Annotated in this window: 14 protein-coding genes; 6 read left to right on the forward strand and 8 right to left on the reverse strand. The window is 36.6% G+C overall.

Features of this window, described 5'->3' with window-relative positions; all coding sequences use genetic code 11:
• The 3 genes from G508_RS0110375 to G508_RS0110385 all read left to right on the forward strand — a co-directional run bounded on the left by G508_RS0110375 (position 1) and on the right by G508_RS0110385 (position 3,162).
• The gene (locus tag G508_RS0110375) at positions 1 to 1,332 is read left to right on the forward strand and encodes a DUF58 domain-containing protein (protein WP_035694515.1); all 1,332 of its coding nucleotides are present in this window, start codon (positions 1 to 3) and stop codon (positions 1,330 to 1,332) included.
• A 26-nt stretch (positions 1,333 to 1,358) separates the two neighbouring features.
• Positions 1,359 to 2,294: a DUF2167 domain-containing protein gene (locus G508_RS18850; RefSeq protein WP_051197551.1), complete on the forward strand. Its 936-nt coding sequence runs from the start codon at positions 1,359 to 1,361 to the stop codon at positions 2,292 to 2,294.
• A gap of 79 nt (positions 2,295 to 2,373) precedes the next feature.
• On the forward strand, positions 2,374 to 3,162 hold the full coding sequence (locus G508_RS0110385; RefSeq protein WP_026705256.1) for a TrmH family RNA methyltransferase: 789 nt from the start codon (positions 2,374 to 2,376) through the stop codon (positions 3,160 to 3,162).
• Here G508_RS0110385 and mazG read toward each other — a convergent pair whose 3' ends face one another.
• Positions 3,163 to 3,936, reverse strand: a complete 774-nt coding sequence (gene mazG, locus G508_RS0110390) for a nucleoside triphosphate pyrophosphohydrolase (protein ID WP_026705257.1) — start codon at positions 3,934 to 3,936, stop codon at positions 3,163 to 3,165.
• Positions 3,937 to 4,204: 268 nt separating this feature from the next.
• Between mazG and G508_RS0110395 the strand changes: the two genes are divergently transcribed.
• Positions 4,205 to 6,940, forward strand: a complete 2,736-nt coding sequence (locus G508_RS0110395) for a fibronectin type III domain-containing protein (RefSeq protein WP_026705258.1) — start codon at positions 4,205 to 4,207, stop codon at positions 6,938 to 6,940.
• A 68-nt stretch (positions 6,941 to 7,008) separates the two neighbouring features.
• Here the strand turns inward: G508_RS0110395 and G508_RS0110400 are convergent, their stop codons facing one another.
• Both G508_RS0110400 and def read right to left on the reverse strand, forming a co-directional pair.
• On the reverse strand, positions 7,009 to 7,449 hold the full coding sequence (locus G508_RS0110400; RefSeq protein WP_026705259.1) for a DUF5606 family protein: 441 nt from the start codon (positions 7,447 to 7,449) through the stop codon (positions 7,009 to 7,011).
• 95 nt (positions 7,450 to 7,544) lie between these two features.
• Positions 7,545 to 8,135, reverse strand: coding sequence for a peptide deformylase (gene def / locus G508_RS0110405; protein ID WP_026705260.1), 591 nt, complete (start codon positions 8,133 to 8,135; stop codon positions 7,545 to 7,547).
• A gap of 180 nt (positions 8,136 to 8,315) precedes the next feature.
• Here def and G508_RS18855 point away from each other — a divergent pair, with 180 nt between their 5' ends.
• The gene (locus tag G508_RS18855; RefSeq protein ID WP_342662960.1) at positions 8,316 to 10,370 is read left to right on the forward strand and encodes an FUSC family protein; all 2,055 of its coding nucleotides are present in this window, start codon (positions 8,316 to 8,318) and stop codon (positions 10,368 to 10,370) included.
• 157 nt (positions 10,371 to 10,527) lie between these two features.
• Here G508_RS18855 and ruvX read toward each other — a convergent pair whose 3' ends face one another.
• Positions 10,528 to 10,941: a Holliday junction resolvase RuvX gene (ruvX, locus tag G508_RS0110415; protein WP_026705261.1), complete on the reverse strand. Its 414-nt coding sequence runs from the start codon at positions 10,939 to 10,941 to the stop codon at positions 10,528 to 10,530.
• A gap of 173 nt (positions 10,942 to 11,114) precedes the next feature.
• On the opposite strand from ruvX, the gene G508_RS0110420 reads away from it, so the two are divergent.
• A complete protein-coding gene (locus tag G508_RS0110420; protein ID WP_026705262.1) occupies positions 11,115 to 11,324 on the forward strand; it encodes a hypothetical protein in 210 nt (69 codons plus the stop codon).
• An 82-nt stretch (positions 11,325 to 11,406) separates the two neighbouring features.
• On the opposite strand, the gene G508_RS0110425 is transcribed toward G508_RS0110420, so the two are convergent.
• From G508_RS0110425 to G508_RS0110440, 4 genes are all read right to left on the reverse strand, one after another.
• A complete protein-coding gene (locus tag G508_RS0110425) occupies positions 11,407 to 11,814 on the reverse strand; it encodes a VOC family protein (protein ID WP_026705263.1) in 408 nt (135 codons plus the stop codon).
• A gap of 35 nt (positions 11,815 to 11,849) precedes the next feature.
• Positions 11,850 to 12,299 (reverse strand): SRPBCC family protein, encoded by a 450-nt coding sequence (locus tag G508_RS0110430; RefSeq protein ID WP_026705264.1) that lies wholly within the window; start codon positions 12,297 to 12,299, stop codon positions 11,850 to 11,852.
• Between the two features lie 30 nt (positions 12,300 to 12,329).
• Complete coding sequence (locus G508_RS0110435) at positions 12,330 to 12,695, reverse strand: VOC family protein (protein WP_026705265.1); 366 nt, start codon at positions 12,693 to 12,695, stop codon at positions 12,330 to 12,332.
• Positions 12,696 to 12,854: 159 nt separating this feature from the next.
• Complete coding sequence (locus G508_RS0110440; protein WP_026705266.1) at positions 12,855 to 13,244, reverse strand: DUF1398 domain-containing protein; 390 nt, start codon at positions 13,242 to 13,244, stop codon at positions 12,855 to 12,857.
• Positions 13,245 to 13,286 lie beyond the last annotated feature (42 nt).

Below are 13,286 nucleotides of genomic sequence, written 5' to 3' on the forward strand. Positions count from 1 at the left end.
TTGAGCCTGATCAAAAAACTCTATATCAATAATTTCTTTTTCTATGTGCTTTCGGGCATCGTAGTCTTGTTTGCCATCTCATTTGTGTTTCCTGCATTATACGAGGCAACTTGGTATTTGGTGCTGATTGTGATCACTTTTTTAGTTTTGGATATCATGATTTTATTCTGGGCCAAAACCGGAATTGAAGGCACAAGAATCACTCCTGAAAAATTATCAAATGGAGATGAAAACCCGATCAATGTTAGCATTAGAAATTATTATTCGTTTCCAATTTCTGCCAAAATAATTGATGAAATTCCGTTTCAATTTCAGGTTCGTAATTTTCAGATTATACGAAATATAAAAGCTTCATCTCAAGACGAGATCAATTATTATCTTCGTCCGACAGAACGTGGAGAATACTCTTTTGGTAACCTGAACATCTATGTTTCTTCGCCTTTAAGGCTAATTTCTAGAAGATTTACTTTCAATAAGGACCAGATGGTTCCTACTTATCCTTCGTATATCCAACTTCGAAAATATGATTTGATGGCCTTTTCTAACACTCTTTTTCAATATGGTGTGAAGAAAATTCGACGAATTGGGCATACGATGGAATTTGAGCAAATCAAGGAATATGTTCAAGGAGATGACATCCGAACCTTGAACTGGAAAGCTACTGCCAAGAAAAACAGCTTGATGGTGAACCAGTTTCAAGACGAAAAATCACAGTCGGTTTATATGGCAATCGATAAAGGAAGGTTAATGAAAATGCCTTTCAACAAGTTGAGTTTGCTGGATTATGCCATCAATGCGACATTGGTTTTATCGAATATAATTTTAAAAAAGCAAGACAAGGCGGGAATGTTTGCCTTCTCAAAAAAGGTAGAAAATCGTGTTGTAGCCGAAAAACGTTCTTCTCAAATGCAGAAGATTCTCGAAAGTCTTTATAACATCAAAACTGATTTTTTTGAAAGCGATTTCTCTAGATTGTATGCCGATATTAAGAAAAATATCAACCAAAGAAGTTTGATTATTTTATATACGAATTTTGAAACATTGGACAGCTTGCACCGCCAATTACCTTATTTAAAAGGAATTGCAAAAAATCACCTTCTAGTTGTGGTGTTTTTTAATAATACCGAACTGAACGACCTCATCAACAAAAAAGCGGAGAACATACAAGAAGTTTACGATAAGGTAATCGCCGAAAAATTTGCTTTCGAGAAGCGATTGATTGTGAGCGAACTCAAAAAATATGGTATCTATTCGGTACTGACACAACCTGAAAATCTTACTTTAGATACTATAAATAAATATTTGGAAATCAAGGCGAGAGGAATTTTATAAATCAAAAACACCAAAAACCAACAATTATGAAAAAAATGTTACTCTCTTTCTTGCTTTTTATTGGATGCATTACTCTAAATTTTGCCCAGAGCGAAGATTCTACACTGGTAAATATTGCTACGATTGAGAAATCACTGACGTATCAAACAGGGAAAATTGAATTTCCAAATCAGAATGCAGTACTAAATGTTCCCAAAGGTTTCAAATTTCTCAATGCTGAACAAGCCCAATATGTGATGAAAGATTTATGGGGAAATCCAGCCGACCCAACACTTCTTGGAGCTCTGGTTCCGGAAACTAAAGGCGTTCTTGGCGACGATAGTTGGTTATTTACAATCAATTATGATGGAATGGGTTTTGTCAAGGATGATGATGCTAAAGATATGGATTATGATGATCTTTTGAAAGATATTCAAGAAGATATCAAGATTCAAAATGAAGATAGAGTTAAACAAGGATATGCAAGTGCTGAACTTGTAGGCTGGGCCTCGAAACCTTTTTATGATGAAAATAAAAAAGTATTGCATTGGGCAAAAGAGTTTAAGTTTTCTGATAGCGAAATCAATACTTTAAACTATGACCTTAGAGTACTAGGAAGAAAAGGTGTGTTTATTTTATCAGCAGTAGCACCAATCGAACAATTGCAAGAAGTAAAGGCGAACATGAACAATGTAATTTCTAGTATTCAATTCAATGAAGGTAATACCTATTTTGATTTTGATTCCAGTACTGACTCGGTTGCAGCTTGGACAATTGGAGGTTTAGTTGCTGGAAAAGTTTTAGCAAAAGTTGGTTTCTTTGCCATATTAGCTAAATTCGGGAAATTTATTGTTATTGGACTAATTGCAGCCTTTGCTGGCCTCAAAAAATTTGTCTTTGGCAAAAAAGACCAAGAAGTAACAAGACCACAATTGGAAGAAACAACTTTAGGTGAAGAAAACGAAACACCAGATCGTTTCTAAAACATCAAAGTGCTTTAATGAAAATTAAGGCACTTTTTATTTTTATACCTAAATTTGCACCAACTAAATTCAGATTCCTTTGAAACAAATCACGTCAACACAAAATCCGTTTATAAAATCGCTAGTGCTATTGCAAGAAAAAGCAAAGGCCCGAAAACAATCGGGTACTTTTTTGATTGAAGGGAAACGCGAAATAGAATTGGCGCTAAAAGGAGGTTATGAACTTGAAACCGTTTTGTTTTTACCCGAATTGATCGACTTTAATCAAATAAGCAAATTAACCAATCAACCGATAGATTTCATAGAAATCAACAAGGAAGTCTATCAAAAACTGGCCTATCGTGATACAACCGAAGGTATTTTGGCTGTAGCCAAATCAAAGTCGTTATCTTTAAAAGAATTGAAATTAGGCAAAAATCCGCTGATTTTGATTGCCGAAGCTCCCGAAAAACCAGGAAATATTGGTGCAATCCTAAGAACTGCCGATGCTGCAAAATTGGATGCTGTTATCATTGCCGATCCAAAGGGCGATTTGTTCAATCCAAATATCGTTCGTTCTAGTGTTGGCTGTTTGTTTACCAACCAAATTGCTACAGGAACAACGGAAGAGGTGATTGCTTTTTTGAAGGAAAATAAAATTAATTTCTATTGTGCAACATTGCAAAATTCTACTTCCTATCATACTCAGGATTACACCACTCCAACCGCTTTGGTTGTAGGTACTGAAGCAACAGGACTTTCGCAAAAATGGCGTGATGAAGCTACTCAAAACATCATTATCCCGATGCAAGGCGAAATTGATTCTATGAATGTTTCGGTTGCCGCTGCGATTTTGATTTTTGAGGCAAAACGTCAACGAGGGTTTTAATTATAGCTTTTTGGCTTCGTTCCAAAATACATCCATTTCGGCTAATGTCATGTCCGCCAAAGGTTTTCCAAGTTCAGATGCCTTACTTTCGAGGTATTGAAAACGTTTGATAAACTTTTTATTGGTTCGTTCCAAAGCATCTTCGGGATTCACATTCAAAAAACGAGCATAATTAATCATCGAGAACAAGACATCACCAAATTCAGACTCAATCCTGTCTTGGTTTCCAGCTTCTACCTCAACTTTTAGCTCCTCTATTTCCTCCTGAACTTTGTCCCAAACTTGGTGTGGTTCTTCCCAATCAAAACCTACTCCTTTTACTTTATCCTGAATTCGCGAAGCTTTTACTAAAGCCGGTAAACTTTTAGGAACACCTTCCAAAACCGATTTTTTACCTTCTTTCAGCTTTAATTTTTCCCAGTTTTGCTTTACTTCTTCTTCATCTTTTACCTGCACATCGCCATAAATATGAGGATGACGGTGGATCAGTTTTTCGCAGATTTCGTTGCAAACATCAGCCATATCGAAGTCGTTTGTTTCACTTCCTATTTTGGCATAAAAAACAATATGCAGCAGTAAATCTCCCAGTTCCTTTTTTACCTCTTGCAAATCATTATCCAAAATCGCATCGCCCAATTCGTAAGTTTCTTCAATCGTTAGATGGCGAAGCGTTTGCAAGGTCTGCTTTTTATCCCACGGACATTTTTCACGTAAATCGTCCATAATATCTAATAATCTGCCGAAAGCTTGAAGCTGGTGTTCTCTGGAATTCATAGTAAAAAGATTTCGGTAAAAATAAGAAATCCTTTCAGGAAAAAGGTCTTCATAGAATTATATTATGATATGTTTTTTAGATTTGGCATTCGCCAAAAAATAAAATAGTATTTCTAAAACATACTGCTTCCGTTTCATCCCCAGATAAACATTCCTTAATCTTAGCACCTTAAAAACCTCTTATTTCTTTACACTAAGTTGATTTTTATCTAATTCGTTATCTATTTTCATCCTTTACTTTTGGTGCCATAAAAACCCCTCCGTTATCATGAAAAAAATTTACCTTTTAGTATTGTTTTTTGCAGGGTATGTGGTTCAAGCCCAAACCTTGCATCCTTATTTACAAGCTCCAACTTCCAATTCTATCTATGTGAACTGGAAAACCGAGAGTAATCCTGAGTCTATTGTAGAATTTGGAACTTCTAGTACAACTTTAAATACTACCGTAACGGGTACTAATCAGATTTTTACAGATACTGGATATGCTGCGAATTATTTTTATCACACGGTTAAAGTAACAGGTTTGGCACCCAATACAAAATATTATTATCGCATTAAAACGGGTACGGAAACATCTGATATAATGTCATTTAAGACCTTACCACTTCCAGGACAGGCTGCTACAGCTGATGGGCATTTGCGATTTTTGGTCCTTGGTGACAATCAAATGAGGAATCTTCCACGTTTTGATACTTTGGTCGCTGCTGCAAAAAGAAAAATTGCTGAAAAATGGGGCATTGATGCCGATCCATCAGATAATATTGCTTTAACAGTAATGGTTGGTGACCAAGTAGATGTTGGTACACTTGATCATTATGAACATGTGCATTTCAAGAAGAACAAGGCACTTTCGGGCTATTTGCCAATTCAAACCTTGGTTGGAAATCATGAAACCTATGGTACTTTGGCTATGCAAGCCTACTATGATCATTATATCTTAGATGAAATGTCCTATCAAAATATTACATCTGGAACCGAAAATTATTATGCAAATCAAGTGGGTAATACCTTATTTGTAGCATTGGATACTGAACACACGAGCGTTCAACAGCTCAATTGGCTTGCACAAGTTGTGGAAGCTGCCGACAATGATCCGACTGTAGACTGGGTTGTTTCGCTTGGGCATAGACCTTATCAAGCAGAACAATATGTAGGCGACATTTCTCCTTGGATTCGTAATTCAGCAATGCCAATTTTAGTGACTACTGAAAAGCATATCTTGCATATTGGAGCACATCATCACTTATACCATAGAGGACAACTGAAAAACACTCCAACGTATCAGATTATTTCTGGAGGTATTGCCTGGGATCAATATTGGGGAATGGCTGCTGAACAAGATTATGATGATGTTCAAAAAACAATCTCCAACTGGATGTATCAGATTATCGATATTGATGTTGTGAATGCTACTTTTGATGTAGAATCGTATTCTATTGGAAGTGCCTACAATTGGAAAGACAATGAGCTGATGGATGAATTTCATCATTATAAAGGATTATCAGCTCCAACACAGCCTTCTATTACCAATGCATTTACTGGTAACGATGTAGAATTGCCTCTTGAGATTACAAGCTCGGCTTATGCAACTTCATCGGGTGAATTATTAAATTCAACTGAATTTTTGATTGGAAAAACAGCAGATTTCGAAATTATAGAAAAAGATATTTACCGGGATTACGAAAATTTGTATGGCCCATTGAACAACCAAGTAGATGTATCAAAGGATTTGAATGCAAATGTTGATATCACCAAGGTTGCCTTGGCAGAAAATGAAATTCCAAACGGACAATACTTTGTAAAAGTGCGTCATAGGGACAGAAATCTTAGCTGGTCAGAATGGAGCGAGACAAAATCCTTCAACATCATCAATAGTAGTTTTGCTAATACACAAATACAGCTGGATACGATTGCCTATGCTTTAAATACACCAATAAATGTATCATTTACAGATGGTCCGGGTAACGAAAATGACTGGATCGGGTTGTATAAAATTACCCAAACACCCTCAAGCAGTAGTCCTGCACAACTTTGGTCGTATGTTGGCGGAGATACAAGTGGCACCATAACGTTTAATGGTTTGACGACACCAGGAAGATATTATGCCACTTTCCTTGAAAATGATGGTTACAATGAACTTGCCGAAAGAAAAGAATTTTATGTTGGTCCTTTAGTATCATTATCCACTAACAATCAAGTGTATAATTCTGGAGAAGGCGTGATTGTGAGTTACGAAAACGGACCTCAACTAGCAAACGACTGGATCGGAATCTACAAAGTTGGTCAAACTCCAGGAAGTATCGGATCTACACTTTGGCAATATGTGAATGCTACTTCTGGAAGTATCACGTTCAATGGATTGGCTGATGGCTATTACTTCGCAGAATATTTCCTTCAGGACGGTTATTCAAGTATTGGAAACAAAGTATTCTTTCAGGTTGGAGAACAAATCACACAGTTGGCAATCAACAAAACCATTTATAATTTGAATGAGAATATCATTGCCACTTGGACGGATGCTCCCGGAATTGTGAAAGACTGGTTAGGAATTTATCATGAGGGTGATGACCCGAACGTGGATGAATTGGTAAGTTTCACTTATTTCGAAGGACTTCCGGAAGGAACAACAGTGATACCAGATGACAAACTTCCAACAGAAACGGGTGATTATTTTATTGTGATGTTTACGAATGATTCTTATAATGAAGTATCGAACAGAATTTCCTTCGTTGTGGAAGACGTTTTAGGTAATGACGAATTTTCGTCTCAAAACGGAGTTCAGGTATATCCTAATCCTGTAAAAGATGGAGAACGTACTTATATCAAATCAAAATATCCAATAGATCAGATTGATATGTTTGACATGACAGGAAATCTTTTTTATTCCTCCAAGAACATAAACGACTATAACTTCTCGATTATAAACCAGAGCCTTCCAACTGGAGTTTATTTATTGAAAATAAAATCCAATAAAGTATATACGGTTAAGGTAGTTGTGAAATAAAAATAGTTCTACCAATGAAAAAAGCCTCCAAATTGGAGGCTTTTTTTATATAATAAAAACTTTAAAGCTTATTCTTTAGTTGCTTCAGCTTCTTCTTTTACAGGAACCTCTTCCTTAACGGGAATTTCTTTCGAAACCATTCCTTTTGCTTGAAGCATATTGTACCAGTTCAAAACTTTCTTGATATCAGAAGGATATACCCTATCTTGATCATAATCTGGAAGGATTTCTGCAAAATAGGCCGCCAAAGTGGCGTTATCTTCCTTGTGTGAAGGTGCTGGACCATTGTCTTCCTTGATAGCGATGCTTCGCATTACCTCAACTAGTGGCTTCTCTGCACTTGTAGTATAAATTGAGATTTCTGACAATAAACTTACATTGCTTCTCAATCCAACCGTGATTTTTTTTCCATCAATTAAAGATTCTGCTACAAAACCTGAACGGGTTTGCACTTTTAAGGCATATAAACCTGGCTTTCCTGAAATTGCTAATATTTTATCTAAATTCATCTTTAGTAATTATTTATTTTTTTATTAGTATTATTTTTTCTTAATAACTGTAAACTTCAAACTGCGACTGAACACTGATCACTGAATACTGCAAACTATCTCCCTTTCTTCGGCGAAGCAAACTTCATCTTATAATCAGGACGTGTCTTGCCTTCCATGATATTCTGCAGTTTCTTTTTGATCAATTGTTTTTTCAAAGAAGATATCTTATCGGTAAACAAGATTCCTTCAATATGATCATATTCGTGTTGAATAACTCGTGCAATCAAACCATCATAAACATCGGTGTGCTTTTTGAAATCCTCATCATAATATTCAATCGTGATGCGTTCGTTTCTATATACATCCTCACGCACTTCTGGAATACTAAGGCAACCTTCGTTAAAACCCCATTCTTCGCCTTCTTCCTTCAACATTTTGGCATTGATAAACGTTTTCTTAAAGCCGTTCAATTGTTCTCGTTCTTCTTTTGACAAATCTTCATCATCGCTAAAAGGTGTTGTATCGACAATAAATAAACGAATCGCCATTCCAACTTGAGGTGCTGCCAAACCTACACCATATGCATTATACATCGTCTCATACATGTTGGCAACAGTTTCCTTTAGGTTAGGATAATCCTGCGGAATTTCTTCTGCTAATTTTCTTAAAACCGGATCGCCATATCCTACAATTGGTAAAATCATTTTAAAAATTTTAAAGTATTATGCATTATCAAAAAGAGTGCCTTCATCAAATACGGACGGCAAAAATAGTGAAAAAAAGATAACCGATAACCTTTTACTACTATAGAAACTTCTTAAATCTTTATTTTTCAAAGTTTAAATCTCCTGCATTCCTTACCTTTGTAGAGTACATCCTTTCAAATGATCAATTCAGTTAAAAATTTTACCGACCAGACCAATTTTACTAATGCACTAAAAGTTACAGTTGCATCTGTTTTGCCTGTCATTGTATTGGGTTATCTGGGTTTGTTTCAAGTGGGTTTTACCATTGCCATTGGGGCTATCCTTACCTATCCTAGCGATATTCCTAGTAATTTGAAACATAAGATCAATGGTCTTTTGGTAGCGATTTTAATCATTGTTGGTGCTGCTGCTTTAGTAAACATTACCTATCCTTATCCGTGGATTTTTTATCCTTTTCTAGCTATCATATTGTTTTTTCTTTCAATGATTTCCGTGTATGGCCATCGTGCTACCATGATTTCCTTTTCGGGATTACTATCGGTTTGCTTGGCTTTTGGACATCTGAATTCTGGATTGGATATCATTATTAATAGCGGATATATGCTGGCTGGCGGATTGTTTTATCTGCTGGTTTCCTTGACTTTTTATAAAATCAGACCGTATCGTTATGTAGAATTGCAAATTGCCGAATGCATCAAGCTCACTTCAAAATACCTCAAGCTTCGTGGCGATTTGTGGAACACCGATGCTTCTCGTACCAAAATCATCGAAAAACAACTGTATCTTCAAGTAGAATTGAATGCGATTCATGAAAATTTAAGGGAAATTTTAATTCGGAACCGTTCCAATTCGGGAAGTTCAAATCAAAACAGGAAGATGCTTATCGTGTTTGATTCCTTACTCGAAATCCTTGAACTTGCCCTTTCTACTTCTTTTGACCATACTAAGTTGAACGAAAAGTTTAGTGCACATCCAAAGGCGTTGGCAACCTATCAAAATCTTGCCTACAACCTTGCTGCTACCATGAAAAAGCTTTCCAAATCATTGGAAAACAAAACCAAATATGTGTCAAAACATCAGCTTTTCCAAGACTTAGAAGCTTTGGAAAAGGGCATTTTAGAGTATGAAAAGGAAGTTGGACCAGAAGCAGCTTCCGAAGGTGTCCTAATGCTTTCCAACATGAAGGATTATGCCGAAAGGCAAATTGAAAAAATAAAAGTCGTGGAACGGGCTTTCACATTGGCTACGAAACCCCAAGACTTGAAAGGAATCGAAAAAGACCTCGAAAAATTCCTCACGCCCTTGTATTATCCTTGGAGTACATTTAAAGAAAACTTGAGCTTCTCCTCCACTATTTTCAGGCATTCACTTCGATTGACAATCACAATACTTTTTGGCTTTATTGTCGGAAAAATTCTACCCTTCCAAAATGTCTATTGGATTCTATTGACAATTGTCGTGATCATGCGACCCGGATACGGACTCACAAAACAACGTTCCTATGAGCGGATTTTTGGGACCATCTTGGGTGGAATCATTGCTTTTGGGATCATTTCATTTGTTCATAATAGTTTTGCCATCAGTGCTTTTGCCATTATTGCCATGCTATTGGGCTTTACTTTTACCCAGACGAATTATAAGGTTGGGGCTACTTTCGTGACGATGTATGTCGTTTTTATTTATGGTATGCTTACGCCAAATGTCAACGAGGTCATTCAATATCGAATTCTCGACACCGTTGTTGGTGCAGCACTTGCCTTCGCGGCCAATTATTTCCTTTGGCCTTCATGGGAATTCCTGAACGTTCGTCTGTTTTTGGAGAAATCCATCAAAGCCAATCATGACTATATAAAAGAAATTTCAGTTTTTTACAATCAGAAAGGAGAAGTAACCACTGCTTATAAACTGGCAAGGAAACAAGCCTTTATCGAAATTGGTAACCTGATGACGTCGTTTCAACGGATGACACAGGAACCAAAATCCAAGCAAAAACACATGCCACAAGTCTATAAATTGGTAGAGCTGAATCATACTTTGGTTTCGTCATCAGCTTCGTTGGGAACCTATATTCAAACACATCAAACTAGCAAAGCTTCGGAAGCTTTTAATGTGGTTGTGGAAACGGTCCTCAAAAACCTCGACAACGCAATGGAAGTACTACATACGGATGACGAAAAATTATTACTTAACACGGTTCAAAAAGCCGACTTGGAAGTTCTTTTACCGAATTAAAAAACATCCGTGCCAAGGAATTGCGTGATAATGCAATTGATGAAAACGATTTTCAATTGAAGATGAAGGAAGCTCAGTTGGTCATCGAGCAGCTAATATGGCTCACGAACTTATCCGAAAGTATTCTCAAAGCTACGCGAAAGCTCAAAATCGTAATCTAAAATTTTCTCGACAAATAATCCTGAAGCATGATCGTTGCCGAAATCTCATCGATTAGGGCCTTGCTTTGCCGTTGCTTCTTTTTGAGTCCGCTGTCAATCATCGTTTGGAAGGCCATCTTCGACGTAAACCGTTCATCTACTCGTTCAAGTTTCATTTCTGGAAATGTATTTTGAAACAAGAGTACAAACTTTTCGATGATTTCGGCACTTTGAGAAGGTTCACCGTTCATTTGTTTGGGTTCGCCAATGAGCACTTTTTCTACCTTTTCCTTGCCAAAATACTCCTTCAAGAAAGCAATTGCAGTTTCTGAGGGAATGGTGGTGAGTCCCGAAGCGATGATTTGCATCTCGTCAGTAACGGCAATTCCGGTGCGTTTTAGTCCGTAGTCGATGGCTAGAATTCTTGGCATAAGGTAGTTTTGAGGCAAAGATAACGTTTTGTGTTAAGTGAATGAAAAATGTAATGGATCTGATAAGAATTTTATAACATCTGTAATTTATAGTATAACATTCACTTCATATTTCATTGCTAATTTGGCTATAAGAAAAAGAACAAAAAACTAACCTTATAAAACTACTTGCTATGGACTCCAACTACGTTGTAAACAGATTGAAATCGACTCGTTACCAATATCCAACGGTAACTTTTTTAAGAACAAGACTTCAAAATCTTGAAGAACAAAAACGAAAAGAAGTAATCTCTGGATTGAAAATCGAGCTGTGCAAAGCTAAAAATGTGGACATCCACGAACCGCTTACCGACTTATTGTATAGAATGCCAATTGCTTCATAAGGAAGTTTTGATAGGCTCCTTAAAAAAACAAACCTCTTTGTCTTGATTGATAAAGAGGTTTTGTTTATTATTGCTAACTTGTCTATTCTGTAGGCATTTTAGACATATCCATATAGAAAATTTCCCAAGTATGACCATCGAAATCTTCTATGTTTCGTTGTTGCATAAAGCCATAATCTTTCATTTCGCTTGGCTCAGTTCCGCCTGCTTTTAGTCCGTTGTTCATTGTTGTATTGAGTTCGTCAACGCTTTCCATAGACAATGCGAAAAGTGCAGCCACATTTGATTTTGTATCAGCAATAGGTTTTGTTATAAAGCTCGAAAACTTTTCGTGTGACAAAAGCATCACATAGATACTTTCGCTCCACACCATGCATTTTGCCGTGTCATCAGAAAATTGAGGATTGTTTGTGAATCCCAATGCCAAATAAAAGTCCATCGACTTTTGAAGGTTGCTTACTGCTAAATTGATAAAAACTTGTTTTGCCATTTTTTTTTATTTTAAATAGTTCTTCATTATTATTGTTATGCATCTGGAATATTGGGTTCTACCAAACGCTTCAGTTTATCAAGCGATTCCTGCCAACCCAAATAGCACATCTCTGCCGGAATTGCATCGGGTATTCCTTCCTGTAGTATCATCAGTTCCGTACCCACGCTAACTTCCCGTAATTCAACAGTTGTAATAATTGTTCCCGGAAAGTTGGGATCGTCAAATTGGTCGGAATATTTTAGTCGTTCATTAGGTATGATTTCCAGATACTCGCCTCCAAATGAATGGCTGTTGCCGGTTGTGAAATTTGTAAACGACATTTTGTACTTGCCACCCACTCTGAAATCCGAACTGTGCACCTTGCACACAAAACCATAAGGCGGAAACCAAGACGCCATAGCATCGGCATCTGAAAATGCCTTAAAAACTTTTTCTGGAGGTGCCGTTAAAACCCTCTGAAGGGTTACTTTGTTCTTTTCCATAGTTTTTTATTTATTTCTATTATTAATTATTTATTTCGCTTGAAGATTAAAAACTGTCCCGGCTGGATCTTGTATCCAATGCATATTTTCAGGAAGCTCTTCAATCTCATCACAGGTTTCCACACCATTCGATAGCAAATAATTAGTTGCTTCTTCTACGTTCGGAACGGTTAGCTGTAACCAAGTTTCAGAGTGCGTGTAATTGTCAACACAATCCAACCAGATCACATTATGACCAAATTTCACTTGATGGGTTCGAGAAATGGTAGGATTCTCAATAGGCTTTTCCTCTACTTCTAGCTTCAAAATATTTTTATAAAAAGCAACTGTTTTGTCATACTTGCTTTTCGGGATTTTTATTGCAATGTTAATTCCCGCTTCAAATCTTATGTCCATTTATTTATATTTTTGAGATAGTGTTGTTTTATTTTCTTATATCAAATTTAAAAATACCCCCCCTAATTATTCCTGTGTGAACAGGACAAACTAGAGGGGGATTTTGGGCAATTAAAATTTTGAGGTTTCCAAGTCCAAATGGTATCCAAACTGCAGGATTTATTGAGGAATTTGTTCCACTAAAATCTCATTTCCTGCTTTGTCATAATAGGTACAGGTCATCTTGTCCATACAAATTGCCCACTTTTCGACACCTACGGTTGCACACATTTTAATGAAGGTTAGGAAATCTGTTTTGCCTTGCTGATGAGCGATGAGTTCTTCCTTAAACACTTCTCCATTCGAGGTATCGGCAATTACTAACGGTTCATATTTTGCAGGCACCTTTGCCGTATAATCGTTTGCACCGTGATAGTCAATATGTCCATCCGTTACATACGCTTCATAATGCGTGACACCTAATTTTTTAATTTCCCTGATATAAGAAGGAAAATCTGCTCCCGATTTTACTTTGCTGTGTGCATCCTTGATTTGTTCTACTGTAAACATTTTTTCTTGATTTTAATGGTTAAACGATTTGTTGAATTACAG

The organism is Flavobacterium soli DSM 19725 (assembly GCF_000422705.1).
GTDB lineage: Bacteria > Bacteroidota > Bacteroidia > Flavobacteriales > Flavobacteriaceae > Flavobacterium > Flavobacterium soli.